At 66.9% G+C, this 19263-nt stretch carries 22 protein-coding genes and 1 pseudogene; 15 read left to right on the top strand and 8 right to left on the bottom strand.

Annotated features, from left to right (window positions below; all coding sequences use genetic code 11):
- Positions 1-634 precede the first annotated feature (634 nt).
- Together ABZ824_RS20775 and ABZ824_RS20770 are read left to right on the top strand one after the other, a co-directional pair.
- Positions 635-1174, top strand: a complete 540-nt coding sequence (locus ABZ824_RS20775) for a hypothetical protein (RefSeq protein WP_356964796.1) — start codon at positions 635-637, stop codon at positions 1172-1174.
- A complete protein-coding gene (locus ABZ824_RS20770; protein WP_356964794.1) occupies positions 1171-1380 on the top strand; it encodes a hypothetical protein in 210 nt (69 codons plus the stop codon). Before ABZ824_RS20775 ends, ABZ824_RS20770 begins: the two co-directional genes overlap by 4 nt.
- Positions 1381-1518: 138 nt before the next feature.
- Here the strand turns inward: ABZ824_RS20770 and ABZ824_RS20765 are convergent, their stop codons facing one another.
- From ABZ824_RS20765 to ABZ824_RS20750, 4 genes are all read right to left on the bottom strand, one after another.
- Positions 1519-1764, bottom strand: coding sequence for a ribbon-helix-helix protein, CopG family (locus ABZ824_RS20765; RefSeq protein ID WP_356964792.1), 246 nt, complete (start codon positions 1762-1764; stop codon positions 1519-1521).
- 109 nt (positions 1765-1873) lie between these two features.
- A complete protein-coding gene (locus ABZ824_RS20760) occupies positions 1874-2134 on the bottom strand; it encodes a helix-turn-helix domain-containing protein (RefSeq protein ID WP_356964790.1) in 261 nt (86 codons plus the stop codon).
- A 169-nt stretch (positions 2135-2303) separates the two neighbouring features.
- Positions 2304-3392, bottom strand: coding sequence for a hypothetical protein (locus ABZ824_RS20755; protein ID WP_356964788.1), 1089 nt, complete (start codon positions 3390-3392; stop codon positions 2304-2306).
- 179 nt (positions 3393-3571) lie between these two features.
- Positions 3572-4228 (bottom strand): Uma2 family endonuclease, encoded by a 657-nt coding sequence (locus ABZ824_RS20750; RefSeq protein WP_356964786.1) that lies wholly within the window; start codon positions 4226-4228, stop codon positions 3572-3574.
- Positions 4229-4511: 283 nt separating this feature from the next.
- Between ABZ824_RS20750 and rpsH the strand changes: the two genes are divergently transcribed.
- The 9 genes from rpsH to map all read left to right on the top strand — a co-directional run bounded on the left by rpsH (position 4512) and on the right by map (position 10053).
- Positions 4512-4910 (top strand): 30S ribosomal protein S8, encoded by a 399-nt coding sequence (gene rpsH / locus ABZ824_RS20745; protein ID WP_039795549.1) that lies wholly within the window; start codon positions 4512-4514, stop codon positions 4908-4910.
- 14 nt (positions 4911-4924) lie between these two features.
- Complete coding sequence (gene rplF, locus ABZ824_RS20740) at positions 4925-5464, top strand: 50S ribosomal protein L6 (protein ID WP_356964784.1); 540 nt, start codon at positions 4925-4927, stop codon at positions 5462-5464.
- Positions 5465-5466: 2 nt separating this feature from the next.
- Positions 5467-5874, top strand: coding sequence for a 50S ribosomal protein L18 (gene rplR, locus ABZ824_RS20735; protein ID WP_355076134.1), 408 nt, complete (start codon positions 5467-5469; stop codon positions 5872-5874).
- Between the two features lie 31 nt (positions 5875-5905).
- On the top strand, positions 5906-6565 hold the full coding sequence (gene rpsE / locus ABZ824_RS20730) for a 30S ribosomal protein S5 (RefSeq protein ID WP_039795557.1): 660 nt from the start codon (positions 5906-5908) through the stop codon (positions 6563-6565).
- Positions 6565-6744, top strand: coding sequence for a 50S ribosomal protein L30 (gene rpmD / locus ABZ824_RS20725; protein ID WP_356964783.1), 180 nt, complete (start codon positions 6565-6567; stop codon positions 6742-6744). The genes rpsE and rpmD overlap by 1 nt, the downstream gene beginning before the upstream one ends.
- 1 nt (position 6745) lies before the next feature.
- Complete coding sequence (rplO, locus tag ABZ824_RS20720) at positions 6746-7189, top strand: 50S ribosomal protein L15 (RefSeq protein WP_039795561.1); 444 nt, start codon at positions 6746-6748, stop codon at positions 7187-7189.
- Positions 7190-7361: 172 nt separating this feature from the next.
- A complete protein-coding gene (gene secY / locus ABZ824_RS20715) occupies positions 7362-8684 on the top strand; it encodes a preprotein translocase subunit SecY (protein WP_355076137.1) in 1323 nt (440 codons plus the stop codon).
- Positions 8681-9226, top strand: coding sequence for an adenylate kinase (locus ABZ824_RS20710; protein ID WP_355076139.1), 546 nt, complete (start codon positions 8681-8683; stop codon positions 9224-9226). The genes secY and ABZ824_RS20710 overlap by 4 nt, the downstream gene beginning before the upstream one ends.
- Before the next feature lie 29 nt (positions 9227-9255).
- Positions 9256-10053, top strand: a complete 798-nt coding sequence (gene map / locus ABZ824_RS20705; RefSeq protein ID WP_355076141.1) for a type I methionyl aminopeptidase — start codon at positions 9256-9258, stop codon at positions 10051-10053.
- A gap of 433 nt (positions 10054-10486) precedes the next feature.
- On the opposite strand, the gene ABZ824_RS20700 is transcribed toward map, so the two are convergent.
- The 4 genes from ABZ824_RS20700 to ABZ824_RS20685 form a co-directional block, all read right to left on the bottom strand.
- Complete coding sequence (locus ABZ824_RS20700; RefSeq protein ID WP_356964782.1) at positions 10487-11284, bottom strand: class I SAM-dependent methyltransferase; 798 nt, start codon at positions 11282-11284, stop codon at positions 10487-10489.
- Between the two features lie 36 nt (positions 11285-11320).
- Positions 11321-11752 carry a DUF4254 domain-containing protein gene (locus tag ABZ824_RS20695; RefSeq protein WP_355076145.1) on the bottom strand — a complete coding sequence of 144 codons (432 nt, stop codon included), beginning with the start codon at positions 11750-11752 and terminating at the stop codon, positions 11321-11323.
- Positions 11749-12207 carry a DNA-directed RNA polymerase subunit beta gene (locus ABZ824_RS20690; RefSeq protein WP_356964781.1) on the bottom strand — a complete coding sequence of 153 codons (459 nt, stop codon included), beginning with the start codon at positions 12205-12207 and terminating at the stop codon, positions 11749-11751. The genes ABZ824_RS20695 and ABZ824_RS20690 overlap by 4 nt, the downstream gene beginning before the upstream one ends.
- Positions 12208-12554: 347 nt before the next feature.
- A complete protein-coding gene (locus tag ABZ824_RS20685) occupies positions 12555-14078 on the bottom strand; it encodes a hypothetical protein (RefSeq protein WP_356964780.1) in 1524 nt (507 codons plus the stop codon).
- Between the two features lie 166 nt (positions 14079-14244).
- On the opposite strand from ABZ824_RS20685, the gene dtd reads away from it, so the two are divergent.
- From dtd to ABZ824_RS20665, 4 genes and pseudogenes are all read left to right on the top strand, one after another.
- Positions 14245-14688 carry a D-aminoacyl-tRNA deacylase gene (gene dtd / locus ABZ824_RS20680; protein ID WP_356964779.1) on the top strand — a complete coding sequence of 148 codons (444 nt, stop codon included), beginning with the start codon at positions 14245-14247 and terminating at the stop codon, positions 14686-14688.
- Positions 14689-14871: 183 nt separating this feature from the next.
- Positions 14872-15195 (top strand): hypothetical protein, encoded by a 324-nt coding sequence (locus ABZ824_RS20675; protein WP_356964778.1) that lies wholly within the window; start codon positions 14872-14874, stop codon positions 15193-15195.
- 18 nt (positions 15196-15213) lie between these two features.
- The gene (locus ABZ824_RS20670; protein ID WP_355076155.1) at positions 15214-15714 is read left to right on the top strand and encodes a YbaB/EbfC family nucleoid-associated protein; all 501 of its coding nucleotides are present in this window, start codon (positions 15214-15216) and stop codon (positions 15712-15714) included.
- A gap of 37 nt (positions 15715-15751) precedes the next feature.
- Positions 15752-19263 (top strand): annotated as a pseudogene (locus ABZ824_RS20665) (hypothetical protein); the annotation flags it as partial.

Genomic DNA, 19263 nt, shown 5'->3' with positions numbered 1-19263 from the left:
AGCGGGCGGTGCCCGGCTGGTGTGCTGTGCCTGCGCCGGGCCGCTGAACAGGGCTTTGTCGGTTCGAAGTGGCGAGCAATTCGCTCTAGGCGCGCTTCCGACTCATTCGACGGCAGGGGAACACCATGCAGGAAGGCTCCTTTCGAGACACTCCCACCACCAGGTGCGCGTTCTATCGCCGTATCGGCGGACTCGCCGCAGGTGTGGACCCGCACACCGGCCGCATCACGGTCCCGGCTGGCAGCGTATGGGGACTGGGGATGGCGGCGTATCTCGGCCACGAGGTCCGCGAGGAACTCCGGCGGCGAGGAAGCGCTATCGGGCCGATCGTGTCGTACCCGAGATCGGGCTGCTGGGTCTTTCTCGTGCGTCCCGATCTCCCGGACTCGACCGCTGCGTGCGCCCAGTTGTATCGGGCTGGTGTCACGGTTTACGGCCACGGCCGGGCGATCGCCTTGCCGTCGCCGGCCGATCGCCCTCCTGCGGTGCGGCATTGGGTCGAGCCGCCTCGAGACGGTTTCCGCCCCTCGGCGATGGTGGTGGTCGCGGCGATCAGCCGATGCCTTCCGCCGCGAGCGATCAACCTGTCCGCGCTCGGTTTTGCCGGAACTTCAACGCCGACCAGGGGAGTTCGGTGACAACCGGTCGGCGAATTGATCCGGATGAGAAGCAAATTCGTGAGCTGCGCCTGCCCGGCACCCGTGCATTCTTCGATATCTTCAACGGCCGCATCGAACCGGCGGACGCGCTGATGGTGTCGGCCGTGGGGCTGCTCGGCGTGTGGGTCCGGCACTACGAGAGCCGCAACCCTGGTCGTCCGATGAGCCACCAGCTCGCCTATCTGATGGACCTGCATATCTGGGCGATCGACCGATATGTGGAAGACCTGCTCGAAACGGCGAGCCGGGAGGGTTACCGGCCTGCTGCGGACGCCCAGGAGATGCATTACTCCTACGGCGAGCTGGTCAGCCTGCTCACCGCGGATTTCGTGCGCTGCCGCCGAGAGGAACAGCAACCCGGCGGAATCACCGAGGATCAGATTCTCCACCACGTGCGGCACTGGGACGGGTTCAACGCCATGGTGGACGCGATAGCCGCCGGGCGAGTGCGACCGAAGATTCCGCGCGACACGGGACCCGCGCCTGCCGCCGCCGAGCCGCAGGAGAGGGCGTGACCACCCCGCGCCCGGAGGAACCCGATGTCCACCTGCGCGTCCTGCTCGGCGGTGTGAGTCTGGACTTCGCCGCTTGCCACACCGCAGCCGTGCGGTTCATCCGGGAGTGGCGTGCAGTGCGTGCCGCTGCCGACCTCATCGTTGTTCCTGGCGATACCACCGGGCTGCCGCGTTTGCCATGCGAGCGCCTCTACTTGCAGCCGTGAAGACGCTCGCGCCACAAGCCGCGGACGAATCTTCGACTCGGACATAATCACCCCGTGCGACGGGGCCGCGAGTGGCACACCGTCGAGAGGCTTACTCGGCCGATGGCGCAGTGGTGTGCCACTCGCGGACGCCGCGTGTCATCGGCGGTCCGGATGGTCATGGAGGTCACCGGCGAGGATGTCGTCGACGCGTGCGGCGAGTGTGGGATCGCCGCTGGCGAAACGGTTCAGGCGTAGAGGCCGCGATCGGCGGACCCGCACCGCGGCCAGGTGAATAGCGTCGCGAAGGATATCCGCACTGCTGACGCCCGTCCGCATTGCCGCGTCCTCGATGACGGCCAAGTCGGCAGTATCAGCGTGGACCGTGATTCGCTCGAGAGGCATATGCACACTGTGGCAGAGGTGTGCGCGAAGCTGTCGCGAGCCATATGGGAGGCGGTTCATTTCGGCTCTGTGCGAGGGGACGAACGCCGGAAGCCGGGCGCAGCGAGCGCTACGCCGCGCTGGTGTGCGGTGTGAAGCTGACGCGTGCGTCGTCGGCGTCGATGGTGCTGTGCAGCGAAGCGTCCAGGGCTCGTGCCAGCTTTGTCAGCAGCGGAAGGGTGGGGACGGCGTCGGATCCCTCGATCCGGGAGATCTTCGGCTGCGTCAGTCCCGCCCGGTCGGCGAGTTCGGCTTGGGTGAGTCCGAGCTCCGTGCGACGGTTGTATACGGCGGCGGCGAGTTCCATGGCGAGTCTGATTTCATTACGCACTTCGCTGACGGCCTCGGGCTCGGTGAGCCTGTCGTCTTCAGGTGTCCTCCGACCGCGTGAGATCGCAATGTTCCTTCCTGGTTCTGTGCGCCCCCGTGACCGTCGTACGGTGAAAGGCGGCAGGGCATGCCGAGCAGCGTTGGCGATCGAAGCCCGCCGAGTTGATCATTCAGAGGTCAGCCGTCGTCTGCGCCGTCTCCAGGGCATGCAGCGACACGTAGCGCTGCCGCTGCGTGAATGCCGCACCGCGACCTGTCGCGTTATGCGGTAGCGGATTCGGCAGCGTGCGGTGTTCCGGATCACCGGGTCGAGTCAGCAAGAAGACCTGGTAGGCACCTTCGGTCCACCCGAGTTGGCAAGACGCGTCGATGACGGCGGCGATTTTGCGATCGTCCCGATTCGCCGAGATTCGGAGTCGATTGGCTGAGTCCTGCGTCCACTCGACACCATCTCTTCGATGCCGCACACGCGGCACTTCTACTTGGATTGCCGAATTAGTGTAGAAGGCTATTCGCTCGATGGGGCGGAAGAACCGGCCCGCCTGGCAGACGTACGCGTAACACGACTGATAGAGCGGCCACGCCGAGCGGGCTGCGACAACTGCCGTGTCCGACAGGGTTATCGGGCGCTCGCCATATACCAGCATCGCCCGGCTGAGGTCGGTAAGCCATGCGGCGCAATCTTCATCGATGTAGTTGGCGACTTCGATGATTCGCCGTACCTCGAACGGAATGTCGATGTTCAAGATCGAATCGTGATGAGCGAGACGATTCCGAAACTTGCGAACACCTTCGAGAGCCACCATCACCTGTTTGCGTCGTCCCGACGAGTTGGGAAAGGCATGACGCAGGCAATCCCGCCACAGCTGTTCGTATTTCGGGCCGAGTAGTCCGGTCCAGAATCCGAAGCTCAAGCCTGCAACGATCTGATCTCGGTACTCGAGGTCTTGTTCTCGGAGGCGATTTCGGACAACTTCCACTGCGGTTGTCACGTTGTCGTTCAACGGCAGCAAGAACCAAGGGATGCCGCGAGATGCCTCCTCGAAATGCTTGCGCAACTCGGAATCCAAGGCGTTCCGCAGCAGGACTTCCATATGACCCAGCACCTCGAACGAGGCAGCAACAGTCCGGGCGCTCCAGGTGTAGAGCTTCATGGCGGCGGCGCGGTCACCCTGTGCGGCGTGTAGGTACGGAGCCATTCGAGGCTTGGAGAGCAGGTCCCAGACCTTGGTGTTGCTGTAGTCGACATCCCCCGTCACGAGCCGGTATGCTGCGTCACGAACGCCCCAGTGTCGCCTCTGAGCTTCTCATGCGCCTGGGGCTCCTTCATTGGTTCGCATCAACAACTGCAGCGAGCCATTGCAGTGATGGTTCGCAGGTCTCCCGTCCGGGCGTGCGGCGATACCTCGGACCAGCAGCGGCCGGTTCTCCGAGCGACTCAGAACTCCAGCTCCGACCAGGGGATGTGGATCGGGAACGGGAAGTCGATGGTGATGGCATCGGAGTTCTTCGGGGACCACTCGTCCGTTACTAGGTAGTTGGCCGTGCGCAAGGGGTGCACGCCGGGCGGAAGCAGCTTGCCGTGGGTCGTCTCCAGCGCGAAAGCGCGGACCATCTCGATGGCACTCCTCTCGCGTTCCAGCGTCACCTCCCAGTACATGGGGATGCCTGCCCTGGCATAACGCGCCTGCTTGGCGTACATGTCGGTCTGGGTGTTCGACGGAGAAAGGACCTCGCCGACCAGCAGGACATCGGCAGCGCGGACATCCTGGTAGGGGCGCGGGAGGCAGCGGTGTATCAGGAAGTCCGGCGTGACGAAGTCCGACTTTTCTGATTCACCGAAGAAAACGTTGGTTTCTGTGTGGACCCTCCAGCATTGTTGCGGGTCCGCCGCCATGTTTTCGCGGGCGCACCGGCGCAGTTCGCTCCACAGCAGGTTGGTGAATTCTTGATGCTCGGCAGGCCCCCGTCGTAGCCAGACGACACGCCCGTCCCACAGTTCGATCTGCCCGGCGATCTCTTCGGGCAGTTGTTCGAGTTCCTCCCAGGTCATGTGCTCCGGGAGATCGGGTCGTTCGCCGCGCGGACTTGCCATGGCTTCATGTTAGCCCGGTCACGGGCTGTTTCCGCTGGTCATGAGTCCAGCGAAGCGGGCACCTCACACACCCCGATTTTGCCTCGGTGAACCCCTTGCCTACACTAGAGCGGTTGCCTGGGCACCTCCATGTCCGCATGCGTGCGCTCGGGCGATCGAACCTCCTCCGGTCGGCAAGGGTCGGCCGGACCATCCGAATTGTCGTAGGCCCACCGCTGGGCATGCCGATGTGCATGGCTGCGCTGTATGGGAACCGCGGCGAGAAAGGTGTCTAGGTCGAACCATGACCATGACTGATCCGATCGCAGACTTCCTGACACGTCTGCGCAACGCCAACTCGGCGTACCACGATCAGGTGAAGGCTCCGCACTCGAAGCTCAAGGCGAACATCGCCGAGATCCTCAAGCGCGAGGGTTACATCGCCGACTACCGGACCGAGGACGCACAGGTGGGCAAGACGCTCATCGTCGACCTCAAGTACGGCCCGAGCCGTGAGCGCAGCCTCGCCGGCGTGCGCCGCGTCTCCAAGCCCGGTCTGCGCGTGTACGCGAAATCCACCAACCTGCCCAAGGTGCTCGGCGGCCTCGGCGTGGCGATCATCTCCACGTCCTCCGGCCTGCTGACCGACAAGCAGGCGGCCAAGCAGGGCGTGGGCGGCGAAGTCCTCGCTTACGTCTGGTAAGGGAGGTCAGGACAATGTCGCGTATTGGTAAGAAGCCCATCGCAATCCCCGCTGGCGTCGACATCACCATCGACGGCCAGGACATCTCGGTGAAGGGGCCCAAGGGCACCCTGTCGCTCACCGTCGCCGAGCCGATCACCGTCGCCAAGGGCGAGGACGGCCAGCTCGAGGTCGCCCGTCCGGACGACGAGCGCCGCAGCCGCGCGCTGCACGGCCTGACCCGCACTCTGGTGTCGAACATGGTCGTCGGCGTGACCCAGGGCTACGAGAAGAAGATGGAAATCTTCGGCGTCGGTTACCGCGTGGCGCTGAAGGGCCAGAACCTCGAGTTCGCCCTCGGCTACAGCCACCCGGTGCCGATCGAGGCCCCCGAGGGGATCACGTTCGCGGTGGAGTCGCCCACCAAGTTCTCCGTGTCCGGAATCGACAAGCAGAAGGTCGGCCAGATTTCGGCGGTCATCCACGGCCTGCGCAAGCCCGACCCGTACAAGGGCAAGGGCATCCGCTACGCCGGCGAGGTCGTTCGCCGCAAGGTCGGAAAGACGGGTAAGTGATCATGGCGCAAACCGAAAACCAGAAGGCCAAGCGCATCCCCCTGGGCAAGGACGTGTCGACGCAGCGCCGTCTGTCGAAGACGCGCCGTCACTTCCGCCTGCGCAAGAAGCTCGCGGGTACCACCGAGCGTCCGCGCCTGGTGGTCAACCGCTCCTCGCGCCACCTGCACGCGCAGCTGGTCGACGACTCGGTCGGCAAGACCATCGCCGCCGCCTCGACCATCGAGGCCGACGTGCGCGCGGTGGACGGCGACAAGTCGGCCAAGAGCAAGAAGGTCGGCGCCCTGCTGGCCGAGCGTGCCAAGGCTGCCGGTGTCGAGGCCGTCGTGTTCGACCGTGGTGGGCACGACTACCACGGCCGGATCGCCGCACTGGCCGATGCCGCTCGCGAAGGTGGGTTGAAATTCTGATGATCGATAACAAGAACGGAAGGAACGTCTGATGCCGGGACGTCAGAGGCGTGACGGCGGAAGCGGACCCGCCGGACAGAATGGCAGCGCCCCCGAGGGCGGCCGCGGCGATCGTCGCGGTGGCGGCGACCGTCGGGGCGGTGGCGACCGTCGCGACAACGCCGCGGAGAAGAACCAGCTCGAGCGGGTCGTCGCGATCAACCGCGTCTCCAAGGTCGTGAAGGGTGGTCGGCGCTTCAGCTTCACCGCCCTCGTGATCGTCGGTGACGGCAACGGCCTGGTCGGCGTCGGCTACGGCAAGGCCAAGGAAGTTCCCGCGGCCATCCAGAAGGGTGTCGAAGAGGCTCGCAAGAACTTCTTCCGCGTCCCGATGATCGGCTCCACCATCACGCACCCGGTTCAGGGTGAGGCGGCCGCCGGTGTGGTCATGCTGCGTCCGGCCTCGCCGGGTACCGGTGTGATCGCCGGTGGCGCGGCTCGCGCCGTGCTGGAGTGCGCCGGTATCCACGACATTCTGGCGAAGTCGCTCGGTAGCGACAACGCCATCAACGTCGTGCACGCGACTGTCACTGCCCTCAAGCAGCTGCAGCGTCCGGAAGAGGTCGCGGCCCGCCGTGGCCTGCCGCTCGAGGACGTCGCCCCTGCCGGCATGCTGCGTGCGCGCGCCCAGGCTGCCGGAGGTGTCAAGTAATGGCAGATCTCAAGGTGACCCAGATCAAGAGTTCGATCGGCGCCAAGAAGAATCAGCGGGAGAGTCTTCGGACCCTCGGTCTGCGCGGTATCCGCAAGGCTGTGGTCCGCGAGGACAACGCCCAGAACCGCGGGCTGATCAACGTCGTGCGCCACCTCGTGACCGTTGAGGAGGTCTGACATGACCATCAAGTTGCATCACCTGCGTCCGGCTCCCGGCGCCAAGACCGAGAAGATCCGTGTGGGTCGCGGTGAGGGCTCCAAGGGCAAGACGGCGGGCCGTGGTACCAAGGGCACCAAGGCGCGCAAGAACGTCCCGGCCGCCTTCGAGGGTGGGCAGATGCCGATCCACATGCGGCTGCCCAAGCTCAAGGGCTTCACGAACCCGTTCCGCACGGAATACCAGGTCGTGAACGTCGGCAAGATCGCGAAGCTGTTCCCCGAGGGCGGCGAGGTCGGCAAGGCCGAGCTCGTGGCGGCCGGTGCGGTTCGCAAGAACCAGCTGGTCAAGGTCCTGGGCGATGGTGAGATCGGCGTCGCGGTCCAGGTGACCGCGGACAAGGTCACCGGCGCGGCGAAGGAGAAGATCACCGCCGCCGGTGGCACCGTCACCGAGCTGGGCTGACGGTACTCTGCATTACAGCGGCGCCGGACGAGTGGAGAGCTCGTCCGGTGCCACTGTTAGAGTTCAATTGTTGTCTGCCAAGCCTCGTCGTGGTTTTCGGCGTCCCTTCTATGTCGAGCAGGGACATCGCTGAACATCCATGTCATGACCATGTCGTTCGCCAGGAGGATCAGTGCTTTCCGCCTTCGTATCGGCCTTCCGGACTCCGGACTTACGGCGGAAGATTCTCTTCACGCTGGGGTTGATCGCGTTGTACCGGCTGGGTGCCTCGCTGCCGTCCCCCGGCGTCGACTACAAGGCGGTCCAGGAGTGCATCGACCTGGTCTCGGGCGGTGAGTCCGGCGGCATCTACCAGCTGATCAACCTGTTCTCCGGTGGTGCGCTGTTGCAGCTGTCGGTCTTCGCGATCGGCATCATGCCCTACATCACCGCGAGCATCATCATCCAGCTGCTCACGGTCGTCATCCCGCGGTTCGAGGAACTGCGCAAGGAAGGCCAATCCGGCCAGACCAAGATGACGCAGTACACCAGATACCTGTCGATCGCCCTCGCGATCCTGCAGGCCACCGGCCTGGTCGCGCTCGCGGCCCGCCGCCAGCTGCTGCAGGGCTGCCAGAAGGACATCCTGGCCGACACCAGCATCTTCGGCATGATCATCATCGTGCTCGTGATGACCGCGGGCGCGGCGCTGGTGATGTGGTTCGGCGAGCAGATCACCGAGCGCGGCATCGGCAACGGCATGTCCCTGCTGATCTTCTCGGGTATCGCCGCCCGCATCCCGAGCGAGGGCAAGGCGATCCTGGACAGCCGGGGCGGTCTGGTCTTCGGACTGGTGTGTGTCGCCGCGCTGGCGATCATCACCGCCGTGATCTTCGTCGAGCAGGGCCAGCGCCGGATCCCGGTCCAATACGCCAAGCGCGTGGTCGGCCGGAAGATGTACGGCGGCTCCTCGACCTACCTGCCGTTGAAGGTGAACCAGGCGGGCGTGATCCCGGTCATCTTCGCCTCGTCGCTGCTGTACCTGCCGAACCTGGTGGCGCAGCTGACGGGGTCGCAGAACAACCAGAATCCGAGCTGGTGGCAGGAGATCATCCAGAAATACCTGGTGAATCCCGGCAACCCGGTGTACATCGCGATCTACTTCAGCTTGATCGTGTTCTTCACCTACTTCTACGTCGCGATCACCTTCAACCCGGAGGAGCGCGCCGACGAGATGAAGAAGTTCGGCGGCTTCATCCCGGGCTACCGGCCCGGTAAGCCGACGGCCGACTACCTCAACTTCGTCCTGAGCCGTATCACCCTCCCCGGCTCGATCTATCTCGGTCTGGTAGCGGTGCTGCCGAACCTGTTCCTCGACATCGGCGCCTCCGGCGGTACCCAGAACCTTCCGTTCGGCGGTACCGCGGTGCTGATCATGGTGAGCGTCGGTTTGGACACCGTGAAGCAGATCGAGAGCCAGCTGATGAATCGAAATTACGAAGGGTTCCTCAAGTGAGAGTTGTACTGCTCGGTCCGCCGGGCGCCGGTAAAGGCACCCAGGCCGTCCTGCTGTCGGAGAAGCTGGGCGTTCCGCACATCTCCACCGGGGACCTGTTCCGCGCGAATATCAGCCAGCAGACCCCGCTGGGTCGCGAGGCGCAGAAGTACATGGACGCGGGCGACCTGGTGCCAAGCGACGTGACCAACCGCATGGTGGAGGCACGGGTCAACGAGCCCGACGCCGCCAACGGCTTCGTCCTCGACGGCTACCCGCGCACGGTCGACCAGGCCGACGCGCTGGAGAAGATCCTCAAGCACATGAACACCACGCTCGACGCGGTGCTGCGCTTCGTCGTCCCCGAGGACACCGTTGTCGAGCGGATGCTCGCGCGCGGCCGCGCCGACGACAACGAGAGCGTGATCCGCAACCGGCTGCGGGTGTACCGCGAGGAGACCGAGCCGCTGCTGGACCACTACGACGGCCTGGTCGTCTCGGTGGACGGCGTCGGCGAGGTCGACGACGTCAACGCGCGGGCGCTGCGCGCGCTGGGCCACTGAGCCGACTCGCGATGGAGCGCTGAGGGCGGATGGTCTTCAACCGCAAGAAGAAGGTCGTGCCGTTCCGGACGGCAGGCGAACTGGACGCCATGGCGGCGGCGGGCGCGATCGTCGGCCGCGCTCTGGTGGCCGTGCGCGCGGCCGCCAAGCCCGGCGTGTCCACCGCGGAACTGGACGAGGTCGCCGAGCAGGTGATCCGGGACGCGGGCGCGGTGCCCTCCTTCAAGGGTTACCACGGCTTCCCGGCGTCCATCTGCGCATCGGTGAACGACCGCGTGGTGCACGGGATTCCGACGGCGGGGGAGATTCTCGCCGAGGGCGACCTGGTGTCCATCGACTGCGGCGCGATTCTCGACGGCTGGCACGGCGATTCGGCCTGGACCTTCGGCGTCGGCACCATCATCGAGGCCGATCGGTTGCTCAGCGAGGCGACCAAGTCGTCGATGGAGGCCGGTATCGCGGCGATGTTGCCCGGTAACCGGCTGACCGACGTCTCGCACGCCATCGAGCTGGGCACCCGGGCGGCCGAGAAGGAGCACGGGCGCGGCTACGGCATCGTCGACGGCTACGGTGGGCATGCCATCGGGCGCGAGATGCACCTCGATCCGTTCCTCGCCAACGAAGGCGAGCCCGGTAAGGGCCCGAAGCTCGTGGTGGGATCGGTGCTCGCGATCGAGCCGATGCTCACGCTCGGCACCACCCAGACGAAGGTGCTCGACGACGACTGGACCGTGGTCACCGTGGACGGCAGTCGTGCGGCACATTGGGAGCACACGGTCGCCGTCACGGAGGACGGACCCCGGATCCTGACGTTGCGTCCGGAGTAGTGCACGGCCGTCGGACGGGTCCGGTTCGGTGACACTGCGCGGCGAGGAAACGAGCCGCACCGACGCCAGGATTCCTGGTCGATCTCGCCGCTTCTCCGCGTGCAGGCACCATGCGCCGACACGCCACCGGGCGATACCCAGCGTTCGCTGGATCGGTGACGTCGTTCCTTGCACCCGCGTCCTTCGCGTCGAGCCGAAGCGGTGGGCCGGTCGGTGCCCGTGCGGGGTGGAACGGTTACTTTCTCCTTGGTTTCGAACTGTTCTGAACGATGCCGTCAGCGTATGGCCGGGCAGTAGCCGGTGACCTGAGTAGACCGCTACTCGAATCGGCTTGGCGCACGCCGCAGTTCGCCGCTATCCGGCCTGCTCCGTGGATACCGCGACGGGGCGGGCAACGCTGTGGCCTGGCTATTTCGTGTGCGTAAGTAGCCGTTCAATCCGCGCGGCGCAGAGTCGTTCGCAGCACCAAAGTGACTATCGGCAGATCGAATTCGCCTTCGGCCGTCTCCGGCCTCGCCAGCAGATAGGCCCTGATCCGGGCGAGCACCTCGGTCCGCTCGTCGGGGGAGATCACCACCGTGTGCGATTGCGTACCGATGGTCGCGGTCAGGGACTCCGCGGTGCGCCGATGTCGGTGCGGGAAGGTCGACCGCTCGAACACGTGCCGGCGGAACAGCGGGTGGTCGGGTAGCGCCACTTGTTCGCTCGGCGGCAGGGGCGTGGATACGCTGGACCCGGCCACCTTTTTCAGCCCCGCGACCCACTCCACGGAGCTGTCGTCGGTGTTCCACAAGGCAGCGAGAACGCCGCCGGGCCGCAGCACTCGGAGGAACTCCGGATAGGCACGGTCCAAGTCGAACCAGTGGAAAGCCTGCCCCGCGACGATCGCGTCCACCGAATCGTCCGCGAGCGGAATGGCTTCGGCCGTACCGGCGTGGGCGGCGACGTCCGGGAATCGGCGGGCGAGTTCGGCGCGCATGTGCTCGTCCGGTTCGACGGCGATCACGGTGGCGCCTGCTTCGAGCAGGCCCACGGTCAGCTTGCCGGTTCCGGCGCCGAGATCGAGGACGGTCAACGGTCGCCGGTGGGCGACGGAGGCCAGCGCCCAGTGGATGGCCGCGGCGGGATAATCGGGACGGTGTTCGGCGTACGCGGCGGCATGTGCGCCGAACGAACTCGCCCTTCTGGTGTGCAAGGCGAGCTTTTCTTCGTAGTCGTCGGGACTCCCCATCCGTTTCACTCTACGGATGGGGAGCCGCGACGGAACCTAAGATGCGCCGGGAAGCCTCCGCACGCCCGCGCAGACCTCGGCGGCCAGGTCGTCGTAGCCGACGGCCAGTTCGGCCAAGCGCTGCCAGGCGTCCCACAGATCCCATTCCGAACTGCTGGCCAGCGCCGCGTAGGCGTTCGCGGTGAACTGGGCCAGGCGATCGATCACGGCGCCGACGGTCTCGGTGTGCACGTGCGCCGCGCCGTGGGCGGGCGGCAATTGCGTGGTGATCCAGCGATCGATGTCGTGAATCAGGCTCGCACGCAACGCGTCTATCTCGCCGAGTGATTCGGGTCCCGCGCTGAGCCTGCGTTCGTGCAACGTGGTGAGTTCGTGTGCGCAGCGCAGCATCGGATTGCTCTCGTGCATCTCGCCTCGGCAGGCTTGCAGCACTTGATGTTTCGCCGGAAGAACCGCCCCGGTGGTCATCGCCCGGCCGTTCTCGTGCAGGACCGTACGGTGTCGATGATGGACGAGCCGGAGGGACGGAAACCGTTCTCGGGTGCCACGATCCAGTGCCGATAGTCGGCGTCGGCCACGGCGGGAGACGGCAGTGCGATCTCACCGCCGGAGGGCACGATGGAGACGTTGAGACGGAACAGTTCCGCGAACAGCCGGACGTCGTCGGGTAAGTCGGGGCGGGTGAGGAAGGTCCACCGTTTGGACCGAACGTGAGAAACGATCGGGCCCAACGCTATTCGGCGATGGGTGAGATCGTCGCGAACTTTCTGCCCCAACGCGGCGGGCATCGTGATCGCGCCGACGAATCCGGCGCGGAGGACGATTCGGCCTATCTCCGGATGGACTCCGGCGGGCAGGTCGCAGGTGTGTCGATAGTAGGCGCATCGGGCGGTCGGGGTATCCGCCAACGCCAGTTGGTCCATAGGGCCCTCGGGTAGCTTCGTGTGACTTTTTCCAAGCCGCCCGGACGGCGCTGCGGCACCAGTGCTGTGATCCGGTTCATCGTGCGGGCGTTGTCTCAGTAGAGCACTCCATGGAGCGGATCAAACATTCCGTTCAATTAGTTCTCGAGAAATTCGTTCGCCCGCCGGTTACCGGCGGGTGTGGTTACCGGTAGGGTGCGCGGGGACGCCCCGCGTTCAACTCGGCGTACGTAATTCCTGGTCAAACGACCTGTGTAGATGCGGGGCGAGAACGCGGGGAGTTTTGTTCAGCGCCGTCGCTGACGGGTGCGCTACCTTGCCGCAAATCGATACCGCGGCAGCGCGCCTCAGGGTGTCGTGCGGAAGTACAGCACGCGGTCGCCGTGCTCGGACAACGGCGTGTCGACACTGATCTGGCGCAGGCCGCAATCCGGCAGGTAGGTGAGGTTGGCGAACACCTTCGTGTTGCCGAAGGCCGCGCGCAGCTTGCTCTCCGTCGCCCGGTCGGGGTTGTACAAGGCCAGCGTCTCGAAATCGAGTGGCGCGAGCGGTTTGTCGAGGGGGGCCTGCCCGGCAGGACGGCCGAGCGCGGCGTACTGGGTGGCCGTACCGCGCTCGTACCAGCACAACTCGTAGGCCACGTCCTCCGTGACCGTGATCGCCGCGACCGGCCAGTCCTGGGAGAGGCGCAGTGCCAGTGGATGTTTCGCCACCGGGGTGAGTTCCCAGTTCAGGCTCATGACCGTCACCCAGCCGCCGTAGGGCTGGTCGATCAGCACGATGTCGTCGCCGAGGGTGGCGGAGGCGTTCAGCTTCGGCTCGCGGATCTTCCACTTCGACTCGGGCGTACCGAGATAGCTGTCGCGGTCGAGGGGATAGGCGTCGTCGACGGCGTAGGCCGCGATGATCGCGGCGCGCACCTGGGCGATGGCGTCCCGTTCCGGCACGTAGACGCTGAGCGCGCCGAAGGTGGAGCCGATCTGGACCGGCGTCGACGGCTGATCCTGCTCGGTGCCCGGCGCGAGCGGTCGCAGGCCGACGAGAGCCAGCTTCCAGTTGATCTCCTCGACGGTCGACAGGTCGCCGGAGGATTTGAACATGATCTGCTGCTGGGTGAGCCGTCCGGCTCCTTCCAGGGTGCGGCAGCCCAGTTCGACCAGCGCCCGGTGCGACTTGGGAGTGAGATCCAGGTCCTGGATGCCGCAGGCGCGCAGACGGATCGACATGCTGGTGGAGGTGAACGCCGCGTACCGCTCCCGGTACATGGCGATGGCCTGCTTGCGCGACCGGCCGACCATGAGCGTGCGCAGCAGCGTGCTCAAGCTGGCCAGGTACTTGCCGGACAACTCCGGGTTCGCCGCGGCCAGGCCGGCACGGATGCGGGCCGCCTCCTCGGTGGCGGCCACGGCGGCGTCCTGGTCCAGCCTGCCCAGCCAGACACCGCACTTGGACAGGCCGTCGGCGCACGGGCCCGCGACTTCCGGATGCGCCCGCGCCACTTGCCGGTAGACGTCACAGGCGCGCCGGATCGTCGTGGTGGCCAGTTCCCTGCGCCCGCTGTGCCGTGCCGCCTGCTCGAAGGAGCGCAGCGCGTCGTTCAATTCCCCGGCCAGACGGGCGGTGAGCACTTGGCCCCTGGACAGCAGGCGCAGGCGGATCGCCACCGCTTCTTCGGCGGGCGCCAGCGCTTCCCTCGTGCGGTCGCGCGTCGAGCCGTTGTTCTTGGTGGCGATCAGCCCCTTGGCGAGTTCGCCGAGCGAGGTGGCCAAGCGCAATTCGGATTCGACCGTCCGGTCGAGGGCCGCATACCGATCCGCCGCGATCTGACGCTCCATCGCGTCCAGATCCATCGCGCTCCTCGTTTCCAGCATGATCCTCCGCCAACGCGCGGCAACCGCGCAACACATTCTTCTGCGCACCGAGTTTGTCACGCTTGCCGCCCGCGCGCACCTGTATCCCGCCAGGCAGACCGGGTCGTTCGGCGGTCGGCGACCCGCGCGGCGGCCGACACGATGGCGGAAGGCATGATCGAGGGTTGTGCGAGCCCTTCTACAGCGCGTGAGATCGGCCCGGGTGACGGTCGGCGAGCAGGTCGTCGGAAGCATTGATCCGGTGGTCGACGGCCTCCCGCACGGCCTGGTCGCCCTGGTCGGCGTGACCCACTCCGACACCGAGGCGACCGCGCGGGCATTGGCCGACAAGGTATGGCGGTTGCGCATCCTCGACGGGGAGCGCTCGGCCGCGGACCTCGGCGCGCCGATTCTGGTGGTCAGCCAGTTCACGCTGTACGCGGACACGAAGAAGGGCAGGCGTCCGTCGTGGTCGGCGGCCGCGCCCGGCGTTGTCGCCGAACCACTCGTCGAGCACTTCGCGGAGGCGTTACGCGAACTCGGCGCAACCGTAGCCGCCGGGCGGTTCGGCGCGCACATGCACATCGACCTGGTGAACGACGGTCCGGTCACCCTTATGGTGGAGCTGTGAGCTGTTGTCTTGCCCCGAAAATCGGGGGCTCCGAGTGCATCTGGTGATCCGCGCCTCACTCGACCTGGCGCGGAGTCTGCCCGCAAACATCGAGGAATTTCCTGTTCACGTTGACGTCACTGGTGATTAGTCATCCGCTGTTACCGTGGGTGGGAAGGACTCGAGGGTGGAGGAGCGGACGCGATGGCGGACAATGTCGAATTCGATGAGCATCTGTTCCGCAAGGCGGCCCAGAAGACGGGGCATGTCCAGGACCGGATCACCGGCATCATAGACAGATTGAGCACGTCGATCGCGGCGCGGGGGAACTGCTGGGGCAACGACAGTATCGGCCGTAACTTCGCCAACGGCCCGGACGGCTCTGGCGGTTACACCACGACCAGGGACAACCTGATCAAGGGCGCACGAAACATGGCGGGCACGTTCGAGAACTTCAGCAAAGGACAGACGAAGACCGCGAATCTGCTGCGCGACATGGAGCACGGCAACCGCGACGGCATCCGCTGACCCGGGGTTCACCGACCGATGACGAACGAGCAAGCCAAGGCGGACTTGGCCGACATCCTCGACGGCGTCCAAGAACAGATGCGGATCATCGCACGGTTGCAGCAGGAGCGCGCCGAACTGACCGGCCGCGCGACGGTGCGCGGCAAGCGGGTGACGGTGGTCGTGAACGCCGACAACACGGTGATCGACACCCAGTTCGGGCCCAATATCGAGGACCTCAGCCATGCCGAGATCGCCAAGGCGGTCACCGAGGCCGCGCAGCTGGCCAGCGCCGACGTGGCCCGCAAGACACGGGATCTGATGGCTCCCTTGGACACTCATCGGGCCCGGATGCCGAAGCTGTCCGATCTGGTCGAGGGCATGCCCGAGGTGCGCGCTCCGGAACCCGTCCCGGCTCCGACGGCGCCGCCGAACGCGCGGGAGCGCAGGGAGTTCTCCGACGGCAGCGGCATGCGCTTCACCGATACCGAGACGGTAGAACGCGATCGTGGTGGATCGGTCACCGATTCCAGCTGGTGAGCTCGGTCGCCGCACCGGGCCGTCGAGGTAGCTGAGCATGGCCATCGAGCTGCCCGGCGCGCTGAAGTACCTCGAGCCGATCGTCGGCATGGAGTGGCCCGAGGGCAACGAGGACCAGATGTGGGCCTTGGGCGGGGACTGGCGGACCGCCGCGTCCGAGTTGCGCTCGGTCATCCCCGACATCGTGGCGGCCAAGAGCGCGTCGATGACCGCCTATCCCTCGGGCGACGGCTACGAGGAGATGGTCAAGGCTTTCGACAGCTTCCTGACATTCGGCGGCGGCAACCCGCAGGACGACCAGACGCTGTCGAAGCTGGCCGACTACTTCAAGGAGATCGGCGACTCCGCTTACGACGTCGGCACCGAGATCGAGTACGGCAAGCTGATGTACTGGTCGTCGCTGGCGTTGCTGGCGGGGGAGCTGGCGGCGTCGTTCGCGTCCGGCCCGTTCAAGCCCGCGGTGGACGCGGCGGCGATCGCGGCCACCCGGATCGCGGTCCGCATCATCGGTCAGCGGTTGGTGCAGGCGGTGATCCAGCGCGTGGGCCGGATCGTGGCGAACCGGTTCGTGAGCTTCCTGCTCCGGCACATCGCCATCGACACGATCCTCGGCACCATGCAGGAACTCGGCGTGCAGGCCTATCAGGTCGAGCAGGGGCACCGCAAGAACATCAACGTCGAACAGGTCGTCGTCACCGCCGTCAGCTCCGCGGCGGGCGGCGCCGCGGCGGGGCCGTTGGGCGAGAAGCTCGGCCACGCGCTGACCCGGCGGTTCGGCCCGGAGTTCAATCCGTTCCTGCACGGCATCATCACCGGGACGACGGCGGGATTAGTGGGCGCGGGTGCGGGTTTCGTCGGCGCGACCGCGACGCAGTTCGGCTTCGATGTCGCGACCGACGGGTTGGACCAGGCGCTGCAGAACCTGGGGAACACGCCGGTCGACTGGCGGATGTTCACCGCGGGCGCCTCCAACGGCGCGATGACCAGCGTCGCGAAGGTCGGTTCCGCGCACATGTGGAACAAGATGATGCCGACCACGATGAGTCGTCCCGACTTGGGAACCCGCCTGAACAATCTCTTCGCCGACGCGGGCGGGGCGCGGGTGGGCTACCGGCCCGACGGCGCGGGAACGACCGGCGCGGGCGACGGCAGTCTGGCTCCAGGCGCTGGGAACACTTCCGGTGCGTCGGACACGTCCGGGGCGACGAACGGTGCGGGCGCTCCGCGCGCCGGAATGCCCGCCGCCGGCGGCAATAGTTCATCGAACTCCGGCGGCACGGATACGTCGCGCGCCACCGGTGCGTCCGGGGGAGATCGGGTTTCGAGCGCGGCCTCCGATGGCGCGAGGTCGGAGGGCAACGACGCCGGGCGGAGTGGTGAGTCCGGCACTCCGGCGCAGACCGGTGAGCAGGGCACGTCCGGCGAGCGCGCGTCGTCGGGCGAGCAGTCGTCGTCGGGTGAGCGCGCGTCGTCGGGTGAGCAGTCGTCGTCGGGTGAGCGCGCGTCGTCGGGTGAGCAGTCTTCGTCGGGTGAGCAGTCTTCGTCGGGTGAGCAGTCGTCGGCTGGTGAGCGGTCTTCGTCGGGTGAGCACTCGTCGTCGGGGGAACGGTCCACCGGTGAGCGGTCGGCATCCGACACCGGCGCGGGGCTCGCCGACGAAGGAAGACAGCACCGCGGCTCCGGAGCCGGTCGGTCCGAAGAGCCGAATATCGCTGCGGGTCAGCATGATAGGGCTACCGAGCCGGGGGTCGCCCAGCGCGGCGCCGTCGACGGCGTGCAGAACACGGAGACGCGATCGGTATCGGACACGGCGCCAACGGGCGCGACGCCGGCCGTGGGCGCTCCGCTGACCGGCCACCCGGCGTCGCCACACGCCGGAACGAGTATCGCGAGCACGCCGCTGTCCACTGGTGTCGCGCCGGGCGCGACGCACGCGTCTCCTGCTTCGCCGGGATCGAGCGACGCACGGCCCGCGTCGTCCGCCGATTCGCGCGCCCAGGCCGCCAACCCGGACAGCAGGGCGGCCGCCGACCGGGGCCGGGCCGGTGTGGCCGATCGCGCCGCCGGTTCCGGTCGCGACGAGGCCGGGGTGCGTGCGGGCAAGGCCGACTCCGAGGCGCCGCGAGCCGAATCCAGGCGGGAGGCGAGCGCGACTCGTCAGGTCGGGGAGACGCGCCAGGACGGCGGGACGCGCCCGGTCGGAGAGACGCGTCAGGCGAATACGGATCGACCGGGCGAGGCGTCGCGATCACGCGATACCTCGGAATCCGACGACGGCAGGCGCGATACCGCGGAACCGGTTGTGCTGCCGCTCGCCGGTGACGCAGGTGAGTCCAGACCGGCGCGCCGCCCCGGCGGGGATACCGATGGCCCGACCCGCCGCCCGGGCGGGGATGCTGATGGCCCGGCCCGCCGCCGGAGTGCGGACACCGATGGCCAGGCTCGCCGGGACACCGACGAGACGACGCGGGACGATCCGGATTCCGATGCGCAACAGGATCATCCGAAGAATCGCGGGGAGTGCGCCAGGCTGTCGCTCGCGGAACTCCAGGAGGCCACCGGTAGCGATACCATCCGGCCGCCGGACGAGCCGGTCGGCGAGCGCGGCATGTCCCTGCGTGAAATCGAGGAGGCCGCGGGCGGGCGTCTCTGGGACTACCCGGACGGCGGGCCGGACGAGTCTCGTCACCAGGGCATCGCCGACGAATTGCTGCGGATGGCGGCGGGGATGGACCCGCGCGATGTCGCCGAAGGCCGTGGACCGCGCGCCCTCGTGGTGGACGAATACACCGGCCCGGTCGACGAGCACGGGGTCGGCGCGCACGCCTACACCTTGACCGTGCGCATGCATCCGGACACCGGCGAGTTCCGCATCGAGGTGTCCGACCCGGGAGCGGAGAGCCGCAAGGGGTTCCCGCCGGACGTGCCGTCGGACCTCCGCTCGGTATCGGCGATCCTGTTCGACGGTGCGGGAAAGGTGGTGCCGCCGAGCGGCTCCGACCCGCGGGTTCGACCGGCCGACGAACGGCCGATCTATGGTCCCGAGGGCGAGATCGCGGGTCGGCGCGATGGCGAGACGCCGACGCAGTTCCGAGCGCGGTTGCGCGCCGAGATGGCCGACATGCACTCCAGGCGCGCCGCCGAGCAAGCGCGGCAGCTGCGTGACCTGATCGACCGAATCGATGAGGCGGATCTGCCCGAAGGGGTGACGAAACGCTCGCTGCGGATCAAGGCGGGACAGGCCGAATGGCATGCCCGCGAGTTCCGCAAGAACGCCGACACCTGGTGGCGGGTCGCCGGTGGGCGTCCCGCAGACGATGCCCCGATACCGCCGCGTTCGCCGTCGGACCCGGCGCGTTCGCCCGATGACTCGAATGCACTTGACCCAGTACGGGTTGCACCGGGTGACCGTGAACCGGGCGCTGCGGATGAAGCGAATCGGCCGTCCGATCTGGCGACGCCGCCGCGCGTCGGCGACGAGGTGCCGGAACCGGGTGATCGGAAGGGGGCGCCGCTGGACCGCGGCGATATGGGACCGGCGCGCTCGCG

This window comes from Nocardia sp. NPDC047038 (assembly GCF_040644075.1).
GTDB lineage: Bacteria > Actinomycetota > Actinomycetes > Mycobacteriales > Mycobacteriaceae > Nocardia > Nocardia sichangensis.
Note: the sequence above shows the minus strand (reverse complement) of the source record. Positions and strands in the feature narration are given on the sequence as shown.